Origin of the sequence: Pseudomonas jilinensis, assembly GCF_003586265.1 — a bacterium.
Taxonomy (GTDB): domain Bacteria; phylum Pseudomonadota; class Gammaproteobacteria; order Pseudomonadales; family Pseudomonadaceae; genus Halopseudomonas; species Halopseudomonas phragmitis.
On record NZ_QJSA01000006.1, the window covers coordinates 210,570 to 230,778 of the forward strand.

At 63.7% G+C, this 20,209-nt stretch carries 18 protein-coding genes and 2 pseudogenes; 9 read left to right on the forward strand and 11 right to left on the reverse strand.

Annotation, left to right across the window (positions count from 1 at the left end; genetic code table 11):
* Positions 1 to 51: 51 nt before the first annotated feature.
* Positions 52 to 2,001 (forward strand): relaxase/mobilization nuclease and DUF3363 domain-containing protein, encoded by a 1,950-nt coding sequence (locus tag C2846_RS08625; protein WP_119701239.1) that lies wholly within the window; start codon positions 52 to 54, stop codon positions 1,999 to 2,001.
* A 17-nt stretch (positions 2,002 to 2,018) separates the two neighbouring features.
* Here the strand turns inward: C2846_RS08625 and C2846_RS08630 are convergent, their stop codons facing one another.
* Positions 2,019 to 2,873 (reverse strand): helix-turn-helix transcriptional regulator, encoded by an 855-nt coding sequence (locus C2846_RS08630; protein ID WP_047588133.1) that lies wholly within the window; start codon positions 2,871 to 2,873, stop codon positions 2,019 to 2,021.
* A 156-nt stretch (positions 2,874 to 3,029) separates the two neighbouring features.
* Between C2846_RS08630 and hemA the strand changes: the two genes are divergently transcribed.
* From hemA to C2846_RS08670, 8 genes and pseudogenes are all read left to right on the forward strand, one after another.
* Positions 3,030 to 4,262, forward strand: a complete 1,233-nt coding sequence (gene hemA, locus C2846_RS08635; protein WP_119701240.1) for a 5-aminolevulinate synthase — start codon at positions 3,030 to 3,032, stop codon at positions 4,260 to 4,262.
* A 1-nt stretch (position 4,263) separates the two neighbouring features.
* The gene (locus C2846_RS08640) at positions 4,264 to 4,767 is read left to right on the forward strand and encodes a GNAT family N-acetyltransferase (RefSeq protein ID WP_119701241.1); all 504 of its coding nucleotides are present in this window, start codon (positions 4,264 to 4,266) and stop codon (positions 4,765 to 4,767) included.
* The gene (locus tag C2846_RS08645; RefSeq protein WP_119701242.1) at positions 4,764 to 5,834 is read left to right on the forward strand and encodes a Gfo/Idh/MocA family oxidoreductase; all 1,071 of its coding nucleotides are present in this window, start codon (positions 4,764 to 4,766) and stop codon (positions 5,832 to 5,834) included. The genes C2846_RS08640 and C2846_RS08645 overlap by 4 nt, the downstream gene beginning before the upstream one ends.
* A gap of 22 nt (positions 5,835 to 5,856) precedes the next feature.
* The gene (gene asnB / locus C2846_RS08650) at positions 5,857 to 7,710 is read left to right on the forward strand and encodes an asparagine synthase (glutamine-hydrolyzing) (protein WP_119701243.1); all 1,854 of its coding nucleotides are present in this window, start codon (positions 5,857 to 5,859) and stop codon (positions 7,708 to 7,710) included.
* An 86-nt stretch (positions 7,711 to 7,796) separates the two neighbouring features.
* Positions 7,797 to 8,996, forward strand: a complete 1,200-nt coding sequence (locus C2846_RS08655) for an MFS transporter (protein WP_119701244.1) — start codon at positions 7,797 to 7,799, stop codon at positions 8,994 to 8,996.
* Positions 8,997 to 9,009: 13 nt separating this feature from the next.
* A complete protein-coding gene (locus C2846_RS08660) occupies positions 9,010 to 9,936 on the forward strand; it encodes a LysR family transcriptional regulator (RefSeq protein WP_119701245.1) in 927 nt (308 codons plus the stop codon).
* 158 nt (positions 9,937 to 10,094) lie between these two features.
* A pseudogene (locus C2846_RS18850) lies at positions 10,095 to 10,438 on the forward strand (toxin).
* The gene (locus tag C2846_RS08670; RefSeq protein WP_014596891.1) at positions 10,435 to 10,743 is read left to right on the forward strand and encodes a helix-turn-helix domain-containing protein; all 309 of its coding nucleotides are present in this window, start codon (positions 10,435 to 10,437) and stop codon (positions 10,741 to 10,743) included. Before C2846_RS18850 ends, C2846_RS08670 begins: the two are co-directional and overlap by 4 nt.
* A gap of 386 nt (positions 10,744 to 11,129) precedes the next feature.
* On the opposite strand, the gene C2846_RS08675 is transcribed toward C2846_RS08670, so the two are convergent.
* From C2846_RS08675 to ftsH, 10 genes and pseudogenes are all read right to left on the reverse strand, one after another.
* Entirely contained in the window at positions 11,130 to 11,999 is an 870-nt protein-coding gene (locus tag C2846_RS08675) for a LysR family transcriptional regulator (protein ID WP_014596892.1), read from the reverse strand.
* Positions 12,000 to 12,636: 637 nt separating this feature from the next.
* Complete coding sequence (locus tag C2846_RS08680; RefSeq protein ID WP_003116645.1) at positions 12,637 to 13,788, reverse strand: S1C family serine protease; 1,152 nt, start codon at positions 13,786 to 13,788, stop codon at positions 12,637 to 12,639.
* A 19-nt stretch (positions 13,789 to 13,807) separates the two neighbouring features.
* Positions 13,808 to 14,770, reverse strand: a complete 963-nt coding sequence (locus tag C2846_RS08685; protein WP_014596893.1) for a zinc metalloprotease HtpX — start codon at positions 14,768 to 14,770, stop codon at positions 13,808 to 13,810.
* Positions 14,757 to 15,245, reverse strand: coding sequence for a phosphate-starvation-inducible PsiE family protein (locus C2846_RS08690; protein ID WP_004152114.1), 489 nt, complete (start codon positions 15,243 to 15,245; stop codon positions 14,757 to 14,759). The genes C2846_RS08685 and C2846_RS08690 overlap by 14 nt, the downstream gene beginning before the upstream one ends.
* 41 nt (positions 15,246 to 15,286) lie before the next feature.
* A pseudogene (locus C2846_RS08700) lies at positions 15,287 to 16,284 on the reverse strand (GGDEF domain-containing protein).
* Positions 16,281 to 16,484, reverse strand: coding sequence for a hypothetical protein (locus C2846_RS18940; RefSeq protein WP_013984525.1), 204 nt, complete (start codon positions 16,482 to 16,484; stop codon positions 16,281 to 16,283). Before C2846_RS18940 ends, C2846_RS08700 begins: the two are co-directional and overlap by 4 nt.
* 8 nt (positions 16,485 to 16,492) lie before the next feature.
* The gene (locus tag C2846_RS18945; RefSeq protein ID WP_256364846.1) at positions 16,493 to 16,828 is read right to left on the reverse strand and encodes an NAD-binding protein; all 336 of its coding nucleotides are present in this window, start codon (positions 16,826 to 16,828) and stop codon (positions 16,493 to 16,495) included.
* On the reverse strand, positions 16,770 to 17,882 hold the full coding sequence (locus C2846_RS08705) for a cation:proton antiporter (protein ID WP_014596897.1): 1,113 nt from the start codon (positions 17,880 to 17,882) through the stop codon (positions 16,770 to 16,772). Before C2846_RS08705 ends, C2846_RS18945 begins: the two co-directional genes overlap by 59 nt.
* Positions 17,883 to 17,888: 6 nt before the next feature.
* A complete protein-coding gene (gene trxC, locus C2846_RS08710; protein WP_043942200.1) occupies positions 17,889 to 18,344 on the reverse strand; it encodes a thioredoxin TrxC in 456 nt (151 codons plus the stop codon).
* Positions 18,325 to 20,205, reverse strand: a complete 1,881-nt coding sequence (gene ftsH, locus C2846_RS08715; protein WP_119701246.1) for an ATP-dependent zinc metalloprotease FtsH — start codon at positions 20,203 to 20,205, stop codon at positions 18,325 to 18,327. Before ftsH ends, trxC begins: the two co-directional genes overlap by 20 nt.
* Between the last annotated feature and the right edge of the window lie 4 nt (positions 20,206 to 20,209).

A 20,209-nucleotide genomic window follows, 5' to 3' on the forward strand; every position in this document is an offset into this window, starting at 1 on the left:
TAGAAGCGTGCCTCATACGCCGTACTGCGATCAACTTGGAGGAGTCCAAACATGAGCAAGGGAAGCCGTCCGGATGACGAATTGCGCTTTCGCCCGCAGCCGGGCAAACCGCAGCAACGCGGCCAACCCTTCGTCAACCAGGTGCTGCGTCAGGCCAACAAGGCCGGCACCGGAAAGCCGCGCAAGGCGGGCCAGCAGCCCGGCGCCCGCCTCGGCCGCGGGCATGTCGCCGCTCGTTTCAGCGCGCAGCAACTGCCGTCCAACGCCCGTCGCGTCACCATCAAGGCGCGCCTGGTGAACCTGCGCCAGGCCGGCAAGCGCTCGACGCTCAGCCACCTGCGCTATATCGAGCGCGACGGCGTCAGTCGCGAGGGTGATCCGGGTCAGGCCTACGGGCCACTGACCGACCAGGCGGACCTCAATGCGTTCGAGGAACGTGGCCGGGACGACCGCCACCAGTTTCGCTTTATCGTCTCGCCCGAGGATGCCGAACCGCTCGACGACCTACGCACCTACACCCGCCACCTGATGATCCGGATGGAGGCCGACCTCGGCACCCGCCTCGACTGGGTGGCGGTCGACCACTGGAACACCGACAACCCGCATACCCACATCGTCCTGCGCGGCAAGGACGACACCGGCAAGGACCTGGTGATCGCCCGCGACTACATCGCCGAGGGCATGCGCAACCGCGCCGCGGAACTGGCCACCGAATGGCTCGGCCCGCGTACCGAACTGGAGATCCAGCAGAGCCTGCAGCGCGAGGTGCAGCAGGAGCGTTTCACCAGTCTGGATCGCACCCTACTGCGCGAACGCCAAGCCGGCGTGCTCAGCCTGAAATCGCTCGCCAACCATCCGCGCCGGCAGTTGCTGATCGGCCGCCTGCAGCAATTGCAGAAGCTTGAACTCGCACATGAAGTTCGGCCAGGACAATGGATCCTGCGTGACGACGCCGAGGCCACTCTGCGTACCATGGGCGAGCGCGGCGATATCGTGCGTACGATGCAGCGGGCCATGGGTAGCCTGCAGCGCGAGCTGGCGGTCTTCGAGCCGGGCAAGGATGGTTCTGTTGTGGTCGGTCGGATCATGGCCAAGGGCCTGGCCGACGAGCTAAACGACCGTGGCTATCTGGTGGTCGATGGACTCGACGGCAAGGCCCACTACCTGAGACTGCATGCCCGCGCTGAGCTGGCCGACTACCCCATTGGCGGCCTGGTGGAAACACGCAGTCCGAGCGAACCACGTGCGGTGGATCGGTCGATTGCTTCGCTGGCTGCGGGCGGCCTTTATCGCACCGATCACCACCTGGCCCTGGCACGCTCGCAGTCGAGCGACGGGCATGACACCGAGGCATTGGTCGAGCGCCATGTACGGCGTCTGGAAGCCCTGCGCCGGGCCGGTATCGTCGAGCGGTTGGCCGAGGGTGTCTGGCGGGTGCCGGCCGACCTGCCCGAGCAAGGCCGGCAGCATGATGCTCGCCGCCTGGGCGATGTCGCCGTCGAGCTGCGCACACCGCTGCCCCTCGAGCAGCAGGTACGCGCCGTCGGCGCGACCTGGCTGGACCAACAGCTGATCGGCGGCAACCGCGAGCTGGTAGACAAGGGCTTCGGCAAGGAGGTGCGCGAAGCGTTGCGACAGCGTGCCGACTTCCTGGTGGAACAGGGCCTGGCCGAACGCCGGGGCCAACGCGTGGTGCTCGCACGCAACCTGCTGGCCACCCTGCGCGGACGTGAGCTGACGGCGGCAGCGCGCGAGCTCTCAGCACAGACGGGCATGCAATATCGCCCGGCGGTCGAGGGCCAGCACGTCAGCGGGATCTACCGACGCAGCGTGCAACTGGCCAGCGGCCGTTATGCCCTGCTCGACGATGGCATCGGTTTCAGCCTGGTGCCGTGGAAGCCGGTGATCGAGCAGAAGCTCGGGCAGAGCGTGTCGGCGGTGATTCAGGGCAACAGCATCTCCTGGCAACTGGGTCGCCAGCGCGGGCCATCGATTGGTTGAGCAATCGGCGCTGGGGCTTATACCAGCGCCGGCTCCTGCTGTAGCCACTGCTCGAAGTCTCGGCTCTGCGGCATGCCTTCCTTGGCCGCGTAGTAGACCAGGCGCAGGTGGCGATCCTCGTCGATTGTCAGCGTGGTGTGCTCGAACAACACATGCCCGATCCCTTTGATCTCAAGATCTCGTATCCCCTGACATGGGCCATGGATGTCCTGCTGCCGCCACCACTCCTTGAAATCGGGCGACGCTTTTTCCAGATCCTTCACCAACGCAGCGATATCAGGATCCTGGGTAGCACGCACAAAGTCGCGGCGGAAGCTGGAAAGGATCTGCAGCGCCTGCTCATCCCAAGGGTTGAAGAGCTCGCGCATGGCCGAGCTGGTGAACAGCATCCACAACAGGTTGCGGCGGTCCGCCGGCAGCGCGGAGAAACCGAACACCCGATCTGCAGCGGCGTTCCAGGCCAGCACATCCCAACGCAGGTTGAGCACATAAGCCGGACGTGACGGCAGATCCCCCATTAGACGGTGAATCAGCGCCGGCACCGTGCACCAGGTCTTCCCTGGCTCTGGCGGGAGGCGCTGGTGAGCGAGCAGGAACAGGTGACGACGCTCGGTGGCATCCAGCTTGAGCGTGCGCGAAAGGTTGTCGAGGAAGGTCGCGGAAACGCTGATGTCCCGGCCCTGCTCAAGCCAGGTGTACCAGGACAAACCCACCCCGGCCAGGGCCGCGACCTCCTCGCGACGCAGCCCCGGCGTGCGCCGTCGACTACCGGCGGGCAGGCCCACCTCCTCCGGCGAAATTCGTTCGCGGCGGCTACGCAGGAATTCGGCCAGCTCTACCCGAGTGCGTTCAGCTGTGCGAGGCGCGCTCATCCGGTTACCTCCAGTACTAGGATAAACAGTCAAATTGTAACCCCTATAAATCCCGAGAAGAATAGCCCGACCTGGCCGCAATTACCCGAGCCAGGGCTCTCGCTTGATGAGGAACCACACAGAGACGTGTCATCAACTCGCTAAGGAGATAAACGGATGTACCAAGCCCTTCTTCGGGAACAACTGGAGACATTGAAGTCCTCCAACCAGTACCGCACCTTCACCACCCTCAGCCGCATCTGCGGCCAGTACCCGCTGGCCAAACTGGATGGCCGTGAGCAAGAACCGGTGGTGGTCTGGTGCAGCAATGACTACCTCGGGATGTCGCAACATCCTGCAGTGCGCGAACAGATGCACGATGCGTTGGAGACCTACGGAGCGGGCTCCGGCGGATCGCGCAATATCGGCGGCTCGCACGAGGTGTATTCCAGTCTGGAAGCTAGCCTGGCCGACTGGCACGGCAAGGAGGCGGCGCTGGTTTTCCCCACCGGCTTTGGCTCCAATGATGCCACCCTCCAGTGCCTGCTGCGGCGCATCCCCGACTGCGTGGTGATCAGCGATGAGCTGAACCACGCCTCCATCGTCAACGGCATTCGCTCCACGCCCAACGAGCGCAAGATCTTCCGCCATAACGACGTCGAGCATCTGGAGCAGATCCTCGCCAGCTACCCGCTGGGTCAGCCGAAGATCGTGGTGTTCGAGTCGATCTACTCGATGGACGGGGATATTGCCCCAATCGCTGAAATCGTTGCGATCGCCAAGCGCTACAACGCCCTCACCTACCTCGACGAGGTGCATGCGGTGGGCATGTACAGCCCACGTGGCGCCGGTATCGCCGCCGAGCTGGGTGTAGCTGATCAGGTGGACATCATCCAGGGCACCATGGCCAAGGCCATCGGTGTAATCGGCGGCTATATCGCCTCGACCCAGGTGATCGTCGATGCGGTGCGCTCCTTCGCCACAGGTTTCATCTTCACCACCTCACTGCCGCCGGCAATCACCGCAGGCTGCCTGGCCAGCGTCGAGCACCTCAAGGCCAGCAGTACCGAGCGCGATCGCCTGCATGCCCAGACCGCCAAGCTGCGCGAGCGGCTCAAGCACCATGACGTGCCGGTGATGCCCTGCTCGCAGACCCACGTGCTACCGGTGCGGGTAGGTGAAGCCAAGCGCTGCAAGGCAGCGGCCGAACGCCTGCTGCATAACTATGGTGTGTACCTGCAGCCGATCAACTATCCATCCGTGCCGGTAGGGACGGAGCGCTTCCGCGTCAACGCCACGCCGAACCACAGCGACGCGCAGATCGAGCACCTGGCGGTGTCGCTGAGGGAGACCTTCGACCACTTCAGCATCCCGCTGGCGTCCGAGGTGTTTGCTGCGGAGGTGGCCTGAGATGGACCAGTCCTTCCTCACCGTGCGCCCGGCGACCCAGGCCGACCTGGCCAGTTTGGTGGAACTGCGTGCGTATCTGCTGGACGGCACCAACGCCAGCTATTCGAGCAAGACACCGGAGGACGCGGCGCGCTGGCGGGCGGCCTACCGCACCTGGCTGAACAGCCGCCTGAACGACAGTGACTGCGTGCAAATCCTCGCCGCCGAGCACAGGGAGTCCGGCCAGGTGCTGGGCTGCGCGACGGCCATCATCGACCAGCGCGCGCCGGCGCCGGGCTGCCTCAACGGCCTATCCGGCTGGGTGCAATCGGTGGTGGTGGAACCACAGTGGCGCGGCCGCGGCATCGCCAAGCAACTGATGCAGCACCTGCTGCGCTGGTTCGCCAACCGCGGCGTCAGCTGCGTGGTACTGCAGAGCACCGCGGCGGCCGGCACGCTGTACCAGACCCTGGGCTTCGCCGTCAGCGACGAGCGCCTGCTGATCCGTCAGGAGGCCTCGGTATGAAGATCCTAATCATCGGCCTGGGCTACGCCGGCAACCGCTACCGTCGCGCCTTCGAGCATATCGCCACGAGCACCGGCCTGCCGCTGTCGCTGGCCTATGTCGGGCGCCGGCAGAAGACGACCGAACTACCCTACTTCGACAACGTCGGCCACGCGCTGCAAGCGTTCGCGCCGGACATCGTGGTGGTCAGCGTCAACGACCACAGCCATGCGCCCGTGCTCAAGCAGCTGGCCGGCTACCGGGGCTTCGTGCTCTGCGAGAAGCCGCTGGTCACGCCCGGTGACGACTTGGAAAAGCTGCTCGGCTCACTGGAGCAGGTGGACGGCTTTGCCTTGGATCTGGTGGAACGCTACTCGGACGCGACCCAGCAGTTGCGCGACTGGGTCGAGCGTCATGACTGGCAACTAGTACGTGCCAGCTTCCAGTGGGGCAAAGACCGTATCAACGACTACCGCCCGACCTGCGGCGTGACCAGCGAGGTGATCCATGCCCTGGATCTGGTCGGCTGGATCTGCCCGCGCGCCGGCCAGCTCCAGCTCGAAGGTGTGCTCGGCGTGCGCTCGGACTTCTCGATCTCCGGCGCAGAGGTGCTCGACACCGTGCAACTCACCGCCAGCCTGGGCGAAGCACGGGTCACCGGTTACGCCAGCTTCGTCAACATCGTGCGCCAACGCACCATGGATTTCAGCTTTGTCGACCGCGATGCCTGCCTTATCCATGCGCGCCTGATGTTCGACACCCCGCGCTGGGATCACGACCAGTTGCGCATCTGGACGCGCGACGCCAACGGCGCCGAGGAGTTGCTGCACGCGTTCGCCACTGCCCCAGACGAACCAGGTCTGGACACCCTGCACAAGCTTTCGCGGCTGTGCCGACAGGTGGTGCGCGCCGTGGCGCTCAAGGAGCCGCCCCGCCAGCCCTTCGCCGGCCTCGACACCGCCGTGGCGCTGCAGCGCTTGCTCAACGACCTAGAAACCCATGCCCAAACCCCAGCACCGGCGCGCTACGTCCATGGCGAGGCGCGCGTGCTGCTGGCCGAGGACAGCGACCTGGAAAGCCTCGGGTAACTCAATCACAAGGAGAACGACTATGTGTGGAATCGCTGGGTGGCTGTCCTACAGCCAGAACCTGGAAACGCAACGCGACACCCTGCAGCGCATGACCGACACCATGGCCCTGCGTGGGCCGGATGCCGGCGGCCTGTGGATCGAGGGCCCGGTCGGCCTGGGCCATCGGCGCCTGTCGATCATCGACCTGGAGGGCGGTCGCCAGCCGATGACGGCCCTGCACGGCGGCCCGCGCGAGGTCGCCGCCATCACCTACAGCGGCGAGGTCTACAACTTCCGCGAACTGCGCACCGAGTTGCAGCGACTCGGTCATCAGTTCAAAACCCGCAGCGACACCGAAGTGGTGCTGCGCGCCTATGTCGAATGGGGCGAAGCCTTCGTCGAGCGGCTCAATGGCATGTATGCCTTTGCCATCTGGGATATGCGTTCGCAAGAGCTCCTGCTGATCCGCGACCGCATGGGCGTCAAGCCGCTGTACTACTTCCCCACCGCCGACGGCGTGGTGTTCGGCTCCGAACCCAAGGCGCTGCTGGCCAACCCGCTGGTGCCGCGCAAGGTTCGCGCAGACGGCCTGCGTGAGATCCTGGAGATGGTCAAGACGCCAGGCCATGCCGTGTTCGACGGCATGCGCGAGGTGATGCCGGGCGAGATCGTGCGCATCAACCGCCAGGGCCTCGGTCGCCGCCACTACTGGAAGCTCGAGGCGCGCGAGCACGAACACACGCTGGACGAGACCATCCGCCACACCCGCGACCTGCTGGAGGATATCGTAGACCGCCAGATTGTTGCCGACGTGCCGTTGTGCAGCCTGCTCTCCGGTGGACTTGACTCCTCGATCATCACCGCGCTGGCTTCGAAGAAGCTGCTGGCCGCAGGTAAAGAGAACATCCGCTCCTTCTCCGTCGACTTCGTCGACCACGGCAGCGGCTTCACCGGCGACGCCGTGCGCGGCACGCCGGATGCGCCCTTCGTCCGCGATCTGGTGGAGAAGATTCGCTCCAGCCACCAGGAAATCGTCCTCGACAGCCGCGAGCTGGCCGATCCAGCGCTGCGTGCGCAGATCGTTCGCGCCCTTGATCTCCCACCGGCCTTCTGGGGCGACATGTGGCCGTCGCTCTACCGGCTGTTCCAGGAGGTCCGCAAACACTCGACGGTGGCGTTGTCCGGCGAGAGCGCGGACGAGGTGTTCGGTGGCTATCGCTGGTTCCACGATCCGGAGGCAATCCAGGCCGACACCTTCCCCTGGCTGACCTCGGTCACCGGCAAGTACTTCGACGGCAAGACCCTGTTCGATCCAGGACTGCTGGCCCAGCTCGACATGCACAGCTTCCTGCGCGACAGCTACACCCAGGCCATCGCTGAAGCGCCGGTACTACCCGGCGAGAGCGCTGTCGACCAGCGCATGCGGCAGATGAGCTACGTCAACCTGACTCGCTTTGTGCAGACCCTGCTCGACCGCAAGGACCGCATGAGCATGGCCGTCGGCCTCGAAGTGCGGGTGCCCTTCTGCGACCACCGCCTGGTCGAGTACGCCTTCAACATCCCCTGGGCGATGAAGGCCTTCGACGGGCGGGAGAAAAGCATCCTGCGCGCGGCGACCCGCGACCTGCTGCCGGAGTCGATCAGCGATCGGGTCAAGAGCCCCTACCCCTCGACCCAGGACCCGGCCTACGAGCAGGCGCTGCGTGATGCCCTGACCGCCATCCAGGCGGATCGCAACGCGCCGGTGACGCCCCTGCTCGCCAGCAGCCGTATCCAGCAGACCCTGGCCAAGCCGCTCGGCAGTGTCTCGCCCATGTATGAGCGCATGGGCATGGAGCTGGCGGTCGGCCTCAACACCTGGCTGAACGAGTACGACGTCAGCCTCGAACTCTAGTCCCCAAACCGGATGCGGCCCCGGTGCGGGGCCGCATCCCTCCGCTGTCCCACCCACGCGTTCCTGCAACGCAAGCGAGTCCGAGCATGCACACACCCAACCAATCACCCATCTACCTCATAGCGCTGGGGGCCTTCGCCCTCGGCATGGCCTCCTATGTCACCGCCGGGCTGATCCCGATGATCGAGGCCTCGTTCGCGGTCTCCGTTGCGGTGGCCGCCCAGCTGGTTACCGCCTTCACCCTGGCCTACGGCCTGGGTTCGCCGATCTTCGTCGCCCTGACGCCGGCGCATCGCCAGCGTGCCGGCCTGCTGCTGGCCCTGGGCCTGTTCGTCATCGCCAACGCCGCCAGCGCGCTGGCCGAGAGCTTCACCGCGTTGATGGTCTGGCGCGCCATCGCCGGTATCGGCGCCGGCGTCTACCTGGCCATGGGCATCGGTGCCTCGGCCGCCGTTTCCACCCCGGAACGCCGCGGCAAGGCCATCGCCATCATCATGGGCGGCATGGCCAGCGGCGTGGTACTGGGCGTGCCGCTCAGCCTGCTGATCGCCGAACAGCTCGGCTGGCAGGCCGCCCTGTGGCTGGTCACCCTGCTTGGCCTGGTGGCCTTCTTCGGCCTGCTGCTGAAGCTCCCTTCCCTGCCGGCAGCCACCGCCACCACGCTGGGCCAGAAGCTGGCGATTCTCGGCGACGACCATGTGCTGGTCATCCTGCTGGTGTCGCTGCTGGCCGCCATTGCCAGCCTAGGCATGTACACCTTTATCGCCCCGCTGCTGGCTGACCCGACCTATGGTGCGGTGCGTTCGGTCACGCCCTACCTGTGGGTCTGGGGTATCGGCGGCGTGCTGGGTAGCTTCCTGATCGGCCCGCTGGTGGATCGCATCAAGGGCCCGGTGCTGACCTTTGCCATCATGCTGATCCTCGCCGTGTCGCTGTTCGTACTGCCGCTAGCCGCAGCCCTCAGCACCTGGCTGGTGATGCTGCCCATCGCCCTGTGGGGCGCGGTCGGCTGGGCGCTGCAGGTACCGCAGAACAACGAGCTGATCTTGGCGCGTCAGGCACAAGGCGACGGCAACCTGGCCATCGCCCTGAACGAGTCGGCGCTGTACCTGGGCAGCGCCATCGGCGCCGCGGCCGGCGGCTTCGTGCTGCTGTTGCAGATGCCCACCTGGACCCTGGCCGCCAGTGCCGGTGGTGTCGCCGCGCTGGGCGCCCTGCTGCAGATCGTCAACCTGCGTCGTCAGCCAAAATGGAACGGCGACGTGCAAGCCGAAACTTACAACTGACGGAGGAAAGGCCGTGGAACTGCGCCACCTTCGCTGTTTCATCGCCGTCGCAGAAGAACTGCACTTTGCGCGTGCCGCCGCGCGCCTGCATATCGAACAATCGCCCCTGTCGAGGATCATCAAGGAACTGGAGTACCGCCTGGGTGTGCAGTTGTTCGAGCGCACCACGCGACGCACGCGGCTGACCTGGGCCGGCAAGGTGCTCTTGGAAGAAGCGCGCCGGGTGCTGGCCGTGGTCGACCAGGCCAAAGCCAGCGTCAAGAGTGCGGCGGCCGGCTACCGCGGGCGCATTCGCGTCGCGCTATCCGATGGCATCCCACAGGTACGCCTGGCCGCCCTGCTCGCCCAGTGCCGCGAGGAGGAACCGGAGGTCGAGATCTGCCTGTCGGAAGTCACCTTCAGCGAACAGATCAGAGGCCTGAACGATGACCTGTTCGATATCGGGCTTGCACAGTCCGACGAGGTCGGCGATGGGCTGGTGGCCGAGCCGGTCTGGTTCGATCCACTGGTAGTGGCGGTGCCGGCTCGCCACCCGCTGCTGACCTATCGACGCGTGCCGCTCGACGAAGTGGTGCGCTACCCGCTGGTGCTCTGCGATCCGCAGGTCTGCCAAGGCTTCTGGCAACAGTTGCAGCGGGTTCTGGGCGCCGTGGATACGCGACTGACCATTGCCGACCGCGTTCCCACCCTGGATCTGATGATGGCGCTGGTAGCCGCGGGTTATGGCCTGGGCTTCTCCAGCCTGGCGCGCATCAACGAACTCAACAATTCGGACGTCGTGGCCAGGCCGCTAGACGGCTGCGCAACCATGCTAACCACTTACTTGGTGCGGCGCGAAGGCGATCCGGCCGAACAACTGGCCCGGTTTATCGGGCGGGTGAGTCCGGCGGAAAGCCAAGCGTTGCTGCCGGATCACACATCACAGAAGGAAATCGCCTGATCGCCCCAGGCACTAGATCTCCCCGTCGCGGCGAGCCCTCTCAGAAGAGCGTCTTAGCGGCAGCCCAGCCAGGCTGCCACATTTCTTATATCTGGCCACCTGCTCATTTCTTGACAAGAAGACACTCACCATTAAATATACGCAAATAGCGCATACATATGAAAGCATTGTTCGTTGAGCTGTCACCCTTGAGCGCAACCGAAAAGTCCACCTGGATGACGACGAGTACTCGCTATTCCAGCAGATGCTCTTGGCCAACCCGGAGGCAGGCGCAGTCATCGCCAACAGCGGTGGTCTACGGAAGGTCCGTTTCGGATCGGTCAGGCGCAACAAGGGGAAGCGAGGTGGCGTTCGGGTGATTTACTACTACTGGCTCCGCGGTCTGCAGTTCTGGCTCTTCACCCTGTATGACAAAGACGAACTCGATGACCTGAGCAGTGACCAGCGTAGGCAGCTGAAAGCGCTCCTTGAGCGCGAAGTGAAGGCGAGGCAAGCACCATGACCAAACGCGATATTTTTTCCGAGCTGATCGAAGGCTTCGACGACCTGGCCGCAGCACGTGAAGGCAAGCGTACGCTGCGTACCCACAAGGTCGAATACACGCCAATCGAGCCCGCGACAGGCGCGGAAATCGTCGCACTGCGCGAAAAGCTGAAGATGTCTCAGGGTGTATTCGCCCAGGCCATTCACGCCAAGCCAGCGACTCTCAAAAACTGGGAACAGAACCGCTCAAAGCCCAACGACCAGGCTACTGTTCTCATCCGTATCCTGAACAAGCATCCGGACCTCATACGCGAACTGGCGTAGATCACCAGAGCGCAGATGGTCCCTGTAACAACAGCAAACGGGCAGAATCACTCGTCGGGTACTCAAATAGATTGGGAAGCGATGTGAGGCGAGCCGCATGCACAGCCCTTCACCACAACTCGTTCGCCCTCCGTCAGCGTCTACAGGACACTGATGGCTCTGCGCGCTGTCACCTTGATCATCCAGCCTACCCATCTCGATGATGATCTGGAGCGGAAAGCAATCAGAGTCAACCGGCTTACAACGTTGCTAGCCGAATAGTTCCCAGCGCTGAGAGTGAACCCTACAATCAGGTAGGGAGCGACCTCCGGCCACGGACTGCCGATCACAACCGGCAGAAATCGGCCAGAAGCGGACGTTAATAGCCGTCGGCCTAGGCAGCGCGTCTATGTTGCAGACGACTGCCTGAGTGTCTGGATCAACAGGCTGTGAAGTCTGTCGACAGCCGCCGATGCTTGTGAGGCCCTGCTTCGATAGACCGCCACTTCCATCGGTTCAAGCGGCCCCAGCCCGTGCTCAGCACCCAAGGTTTCCAGGTGGGCAGGCGCACTGCATTGGGTCAGCACCGCAATGGCCAAACCGCTCTCAACCGCTGCGAGTTGCCCAGCCAGGCTGGAGCTGTTGTAGACCACCTTGTAGCGGCGCCCCTGCAAAGCGAGCGAGTTGATGGCGCTGCGCTTCGCCAGGCTGGTGCTTTCGTAGACGGCAATCGGCAGCGGGTCGCGCCGCCATGTCTGGAACTGCGCCGAGCCAACCCACACCAGTGGTTCATGAAACAGCAGGGTTCCGTGCCGGGGATGGTCGCGTGATACCAGCGCGAGGTCGAGTTCCCCTTTCTCGACACGAGGAATCAAGGCGGTCGACTGTTCGCAATTCAACTCGATTTCCACACTGCCATGGTGCTGTGCGAAACGTTTGAGCACCGGCGTGAGATAGCGGGCGGCGTGATCATCAGGAACACCCAGACGAATCTGCCCGGTCAGCTCCTGGCCATGAAAGGCAGCCTGAGTTTCTGCATGCAGGTCGAGCATGCGTCGCGCATAGCCCAGGAGTAGTTGTCCTTGTGGCGTCAACTGATGCTGCCTGGGGCCGCGCCTCAGGAGCTGACAGTTCAGCGCTGCCTCCAGTTTTTTCAACTGCATGCTGACGGCAGATTGAGAGCGATGAACCTCGGGCGCTGCGCCTGACAGCGAACCGGCATCCACCACGGCGACAAAGCATTTCAGCCAGTCGATCTGAAGATCCTGATAGTTCATGGTCTCGGCGTATGGATTCGATTAGTTGATAGCTTATAACCGAATTATTCGTTTTTCTTTAGCTGATGCGCGCCGCATATTGCCGCCGAGATAAAACCTGCGAGCTTGGAGCAAGTGTGGGATGCAAATAAAGTTTCATCCTAACCCTAAAAACAGAGAGAAACGTCGCGCGCTCTCCTATTCATAAAAAATCCCTTTTATATCAGTATGTTGTGAGCACTTACACCCGAGACTGGATCGTTTTGCCTTTCATGGGAGAATGATTAAGGGCGCTAAAGTATCATCCTAATTTTCGCCCAGGCTCGAAAAATACGGTAAATGGTGAGAATAAAGATTCATCCTTTTCCGATGTTGCCCGTTCCAACACGTAAGCAGTCAGTCAGAAAAAACACATAGATCCAATCCCTAGCGAGCATTGAGCTCTCTCATCCGTGCCAACTGCTCCAACCCTTGGACGCCCTAAATGCTTACCCAAAAAAATCAACACCTTCTTTTAAAAACACAATCAAAAATGACTCCCTTATATCCATTTAACCTAAACAGCCTTCTCCCCACTGCACTAGCTAGGGCTCGTAGTTCGGCGCAAGGCTGAAGTCGCTTGGCTGCTTCGCTGTGCAGATCCATGACCCACTTTCCATCAAACTCCCGGTTGTAGTTCCACAAGCATCTCGCGAGTCTTGCCGGCCCGCTCCACTAACAAGACCACAACATCTCCAACGTTCTTGTCGTCTAGCCGGGCCTGTAATGTGGTGACGTCGTCGACGGCGATACCGTCGATGCTGATAACGCGATCGCCGGGCACGATGCCGCCTGCGGTGACCTCGACGCCGACGAGCCCGGCCCTGTGCGCCGCCGAGCCCGGCGTCACGCGCAATACGAATACGCCCTTACTGCCGGTCAGCGCCTGCAGACGCGCGTTGAGCTGCTCATCCACCTCGATGCCCAGCGCCGGACGGATGTACTTGCCGGTCTTTATGAGTTGCGGCACCACGCGCATGACGGTATCGACCGGCACCGCAAAGCCGATGCCGGCCGAGGCGCCAGACGGACTGTAGATGGCGGTATTGATGCCGATCAGCCGCCCAGCCGAATCGAGCAGCGGGCCACCGGAATTGCCGGGGTTGATAGCGGCGTCGGTCTGGATCAGGTGGTCAATGGCCGGGCCACTGGCGTCGCCGGAAAGGGTGCGGTCAAGCGCCGAGACGATGCCGGTGGTGAGCGTCCAGTCGAGCCCGAAGGGATTGCCAATGGCAAAGACCTTTTGCCCCACCTTGAGATCGGCACTGGTGCCCACCGGCACCGCCGGCGGGCGCTTGAAGCCGACGCCAATCTTGAGTACCGCGATGTCGTGCGCAGGACTGGCGCCAACGAGCGCAGCCTGATAATCGCGACCGTCGGCCAGTTTGACCGTGGCAGACGATGCCCCCTGGATCACGTGGAAGTTGGTCACCACGTGGCCGGCATCGTCCCAGATGAAGCCGGAGCCGGTGCCGCGCGGCACGGAAAAGACATTGCGCGACCAGACGTCACGCACTAGTTGTGCCGTGGTGATGTAAACCACCGACCCGCGCGATTTCTCGAACAGCTCGATGGTGGTTTTTTCGTCGGCGGCCAGGTCGCCGCGCGGCGTCACCGTGCGCTCCTGCGTTTCGTGGGGACTGAACCAGGCTTCGATGGCGGGCAGGAACTGCCACAGCAGCATGAGTGCGGCGATGCAGCCAGTGATGACGAGCCAGCGCCGGATGAATCGATCCGGCGCCGGGCGGCTGTAGGGGTCGGGGTAGGTCACGTCATTCTCCATGTTGAAATCAGCGCCAAAGGCCGCCGGTGCGCCAGCGTGGCGGACGTGGTGATACGGTCACCTCGGGGGCGAAACGGGCCGATGGAAACGGCGGCATCGCGGGCGGCGGAGCAAGTTCCAGCAAGCGCTCAATGCGTTCAGCTGTCGCCGGATGCGTGCGCAACCAGGAGGGTTCCGGATTGCCCCATCCGGGCAGCAGCCAGGCGCGCCAGGAGCGGCTCACCCGCTCGATCTTGGCGAGCGCCGAGGCCAGCCCGTGCGGGTCGCCGGTCAATTCGGCAGCGAGCCGGTCGGCGTCGAATTCGCGCACCCTGGACAAGCCCAACTGAGCCAGCAAGGCCAGCTGTGGCGCGACCGCCAGTAGAAGCAACGCGGGCCAATTGACTTCCGTGACTCCAAGCAATAGCGCTGGCAAGCTGAGCACGATCGCAAGCTGCCCCAACAAGGCCAGAAGATGGGTGAGCCGACTGATGGAATCGGCCAAGCCCATGACACGCATATCCTCGTTCGCAATATGCGCGATTTCGTGGCCGAGCACGCCGGTCAACTCGCGGGGCGTGAGGCTACGCAGCAGGCCGTCGGTCAGCGCGATGGCCGCGTGATGCTTCGAACCGGTGGCGAAGGCGTTGACGACCCCGCTGGGCACGTAGTGCGGTACCGGCACGGCAGGCAGCCCGGCCCGCGCCGCCAGTTCGCGCAACACAGCCCAAAGATCGGGCGCTTCATCCGGGTGCAGGGGGCGTGCGCCATACAGCCGCAAGGTCAGCCCGGAGGCGGCCGCCGGTTCGAGCAGCAGGGTGAACCCCGCGGCCGCAAGCGCCAGCCAAAGCCCGCCGTCACCCAACAGCAGGCTGCCAGCGACGGCGGCAATCCCGAGCAGGGTCAGCACCAACAGCGCGGTTTGCAGGCGATTGAGCCAGCGATGCCGCGCGCCGACATTCTGCGCGTGGCGCAGATCACGACTGATCATCTGAGCTTTCCCCGGCTGTCCGGTCATCGCGCTCGCGCAGCAGCCAGTAAGTCGCCCCGAGGGCCAGTGTCGCGCCTGCGAGCGCCGCGACCTTGGCGGGGCCGGTCTCCGGGTCGAGGATCACGAATTTACGCGCCAGGGCGATCAGCCCGATCAGGATCACCGTCTTGACCTGGATGATGCTGTCGCGCCGCAAGGCCACCCGCACGATGGAATGCTTGAACTCCATGGCGATGAGCAGCGTCATGATCATGCCGAACACGGTCTGGAAGACCTTGTGATCGAGCGGATTGAACGCATCAATGATCAGCAGGCTGAAGACGATCGAGATCAGCTGCAGCAGCGAGACCACGATGATCACGGCAATGATTGCGGACAGCGCGAGCGCGATCACCTGTTCGAAGCGCTCGTAGAACGTCATCACTGCCCATTGGGCGCGAAATGTTTTGATCGGGTCTGCTTGCTTTTCCTTCATCGCCACTCCTCTCAATTCTGAAATACTTGTGCACCCACAACTTAGTTGCGCCCTTGTCTTTTTGCCTGGTAGAGCGCGCTGTCCGCCTGCTGCATCACCTGCTCGACAGAGCGCAAACGGGGGTCAAGGAGAGCCACCCCCATGCTGGCGCTATAGCTGATCGACACATCTCCACACACCACCGCTGTCGCCGCAGTGTCCTGACGAAATCGCTCCGCCCATACTTGGGCGTCTTCTATCGATGCCGCTTCCAACAACACAGCGAATTCCTCCCCCCAATCCGGGCAGCCATGTCGGTTGCGCGAACATGTTCCCTCAACCGTGAAGCAAAGTGCTTGAGCACCTCATCGCTGCATCCGTGTCCATAGGTGTCATTGATACGCTTGAAGTGATCGATGTCGCAGAGCACAAGTGCTGCTTGTATCTCGGGGCTGCGTTTGAGGCGCTCCCATTCCAGCTGTAATCGTTCGTTAAAAGCCCGCCGGTTCGACAAGCCGGTCAAGGGGTCGGTGATCGCCATACGCAGCAACTGCTGCTCCATTTCCTTGCGAGAAGAGATGTCGAGCAGAGTGCCGACTATCAGTTGCCTGCCCGCGTCACCCAGCCAACGGCCGCGATCCAGCACCCAAATCCAAACGCCAGATCGATGACGAACGCGGTACTCGCACTCCAATCGCTCCGACGGGTTTTCTTGGTAAGCGCGCACCTTTGCCAGAACGACCGGTAAATCCTCCGGGTGAATACGCGCTTGCCATGCGGCATGGGTGGCGCCAACCTCCTCGTCGGAGGTCAAGCCGAACATCGCCAGACTGCGGGCAGAAAGCCTGAAGCTGTCGGTAGCGATATCCCACTCCCAGAATCCCAGCCCTGCGCCCTCCAGGGCGATGGCGATCCGTTCCTTGTCATCGATTTGCGCTTGTTGGCGATGCTTCAGCTCGTCACGCCTCTGGCGATTGGTACGAACAAAACGCCATATTGCAACCGCCATGCCAATATTGGCAAGTAGCGACACCATCAGCCAAATGGTCGGCCCGTTCATGGTCTATCCCCACCTGACTCACTGAGTGTCTGCCGTAATTCCTCGATCCGGTGGTCGACTTGGTCGGCGTTGATGCCCAACATCAACAGTACCTGCTCGGCCAGTCCCAGTCCCGCAGCCAGGTACAACGGGTACAGTCTGACATTGGGCAGATTACGCAAAAGCTGGGCATCCGTTACGCGCTCAGTGGCCACCACCACGGACAAGCTCAGGCGGCGGCCAGGGTGTCGAGCCGACTGGCATCGCCATACGACACCGGCGCCCCCATCGCACGCCCCGCTTCGACCCGTTGGCGGTCCGATTCCAGCAGCAAATGCGGTATGCCTGCCAGGCGCAGCGTTCGGCTCAGCAGCAGCCCGACGTCATCCGCCTCACAGATGATCACATGGTCGCGCAACGACCGCGCCCGCTCGGCGACTTCGCCTTCTTCGGCCTGCGGTGGCTGACCGAGTGCGCCCGAGCAGCTGAAAGCCCGCGCCCATCGGTCATGGTGTCGGATCAGGAGCGGTGCCAACCCCATGCTCAACACCAGCGCCACCAGCATCGGTTGCACCATGGTGGCGGCGATCAGGTGCTGCTGCATGACCATGCCCAGGAGCAGAAGCGCAAACTCGCCGCCATGACCCAGCACGATGCCTGCGCGCCAGGCGGGTTGCGCGCAGCGCCAGAAAGTTCAGCCCCATCTTGAGAGGCACCAAGGCCAACAGCCAACCCAGTACCGCCAGCGGTGCGGCCACGATCTGCGCGGTGTCCAGCTGCAGGCCAATGGTCACGAAGAACAGGCCCGACAGCACATCACGAAAGGGCTTGAGGTGGTTTTCCATGTGGTACCGGAAATCGCTCTCCCCCAGCACCATGCCGGCAAGAAAGGCACCGAGCGCAGCCGACACACCCAGTGCATGGGCCGCTGCCGCAGCCGCCACCACCAGACTCAGCGAGACCAGCACGAAGGACTCTTCGTGCCCCTGCCGCGCCACCCAGCCCAGCAAACCATGCAACAGGCGGCGCGACGCAACCGCCGAGACGGCAAACAGCAACAGCACGCCCGCCACCTCCCCAAGCACACGGCCAAGCCCGGGAGCATCGCCGCGCGCCCAGATCGCCAGCAGCGCCAGCAAGGGCACACTGGCCAGATCCTGGAACACCAGCACGGCAATGGCGCCGCGGCCGTGGCGTGTGGTCAACTCGCCCTGATCGGCCAGCTGCCGGCTGACCAGCGCTGTCGACGACATGGCCGCCGCCGCGCCCAGCAGTGCGGCGCTGTCGAGCGGCAGCCCCAGCCACAGCAAAGCCAACGCCACCGGTGCGGCGACCATCGCCAGCTGCAGTGTCCCGGCCACCAGCACGGTCTTGCGGGTGAGCCAGAAATGGCCGAGCGAGAACTCCAGCCCGACCATGAACAGCAGCAGCGCCACCCCCAGCTCGGACAGGAAATTCAGCGCCGGTCCCGGCATGATCCAGGCCGTGACCGGAGGGCCCAGCAAGACACCGACCAGCAGATAACCCAGCAAGGTCGGGATATTCAGCCTGGCCGTCAACGCAGCCGCCAGACTGCAGGCGACCAGCAGAATCAGCGTCGTACCGAGCAAGTCCTGCATCGGCCCTCAACTCACCACAGCCGAGGATGCCCAGCGCACGATGTCCTTTGCCCCCATGGCGCCGGCCTGACGCGCGATCTCCCGCCCGCCCCGGAACAGCGCCAGGGTCGGAATGCTGCGGATGCCGAAGCGGGTGGCCAATTGAGGCTCTGCCTCGGTGTCGACCTTGGCCAGCCGTACCTTGGGTTCCAGCAGGCGCGCGTCCTGCTGGAACTGCGGCGCCATCATCTTGCAGGGGCCGCACCAGGGGGCCCAGAAATCGACCAGCAGAGGAATGTCGCTGCGCTCCACGTGGCGCGTGAATGTCGCCGTGGTCAGCTCGATGGGCGCGCCCGTGAACAAAGGTGGCTGGCAACGGCCGCAGTTCGGTTGGTCGGCGAGTTTGGCCGCCGGTACGCGGTTGACGGATTGGCAATGCGGGCAAACATGTGCAGGCTGTCGCTCATGTCGAGACTCCGGGATGGGTTGTAGATGCGGGGGGGGCCGGCTCGGCCGCCGTAGCCGAGGTGGCGCGCTGGAGCCCCTCGGTCAGGCGACGGATATCGGCTTCATCCAGCGTTTCCCGCGCCAGGAGCTCGCGAGCACAGCGCTCCAGCACCGCACGATTGGCATCGAGAATCCCGTAGGCGCACTCGAACACGCCCATCACGATGTCGCGGATGGCCTGATCGATGCGCGCCTGGGTCGATTCGGCCACCCGGCAGCCACCGCTGGCCAACTCGGGCGTGTCGAGGAAGCGCGGTCGCTGCGCTTCGAAGGCGATGTAACCCAAGCCTTCGTCCATGCCGAAGCGAGTGATCATGTCGCGGGCGATGTCGGTGGCCCGCGACAGGTCGTCGGCCGCCCCCGTGGAGAGTTCGCCAAACACCAGCTTCTCGGCCGCGCGTCCGCCCAGAAGCACGGCGATCTTGTGTTCCAGATCCCTGCGCGTCATCAGGAAACGATCTTCGGTCGGACGCTGCAGGGTGTAACCCAAGGCGCCGATGCCACGCGGGATGATGGAAATCTTGTGCACCGGGTCAGTGCCCGGCAGCGCCAGCGCCACCAGCGCATGGCCCATCTCGTGATAGGCCACGGTCTCGCGCTCTTTGGGGTTGAGCACGCGGTTTTTCTTTTCCAGGCCGGCCACGATGCGCTCGATGGCGGCAGTGAAGTCCTGCAGCTCCACGGCCTGCGCGCGGCGGCGGGTTGCGGCCAGCGCCGCCTCGTTGACCAGATTGGCCAGATCCGCGCCCGAGAAGCCGGTGGTCAGCGCGGCCACCTGTTCGAGGTCGACCTCGGGTGCCAGCGCGACTTTCTTGACATGCACCTTCAGGATGTCGAGCCGGCCCTTCTTGTCGGGTCGGTCCACCAGCACCTGGCGATCGAAGCGGCCGGCGCGCAAGAGCGCCTGATCGAGGATTTCAGGGCGGTTGGTCGCGGCCAGAATGATGAGCCCCACGGAGGCATCGAAGCCGTCCAACTCGGTCAGCAACTGGTTGAGCGTCTGCTCGCGCTCGTCATGGCTGCCGATGGGGTCTCCGACACCCCGCGCCCGGCCCAGCGCATCCAGTTCGTCGATGAAGATGATCGCCGGCGCCTGGCCGCGTGCCTGCTCGAACAGGTCGCGCACGCGCGCCGCGCCCACCCCGACGAACATCTCGACAAATTCCGAACCCGAAATGGAGAAAAACGGTACGCCCGCTTCACCCGCCACAGCCTTGGCCAACAAGGTCTTGCCGGTGCCGGGCGGACCGACCAGCAGCACGCCCTTCGGAATGCGCGCCCCAAGACGACCATAGTCCTGCGGGTTCTTCAGGAAATCGACGATTTCGACCAGCTCCGCCTTGGCCTCATCGACGCCGGCCACATCGGCAAAGGTCACACCGGTGTTTTTCTCCATGAACACCTTGGCGCGGCTCTTGCCGATGCTGAGGAACCCGCCCATGCCCTGCTTCTCGGCGAAGCGGCGGAACAGGAAGAACCAGACGCCGAAGAAAGCCACCGCCGGCAGGATCCACGACAACACATCGCGCAGCCAGGTGCTCTCCACCACGCGGGCATAGGGCACGTCGTACTTCGACAGGCGATCGGCAAGATCGGGTTCGACCCGGGTCGCCACGATCGTCGTCTTGCCCCGGCTGTCCGGCGACTTCAGACGCCCGGTCACGCTGCGATCCGACACCAGCACTTCCGCCACTCGACCCTCGGCCAGCGCCTTCTCGAACTCGCTGTAGGGCACGGGCTCGACGGTCTTTGCCGTTTGCCAGTAGTTCTGCAGCGTCAGCAGCAGCAATACGGCGACGATCCAGTAGCCGGTGTTCCATTGATTCTTCTTTTCCATGACG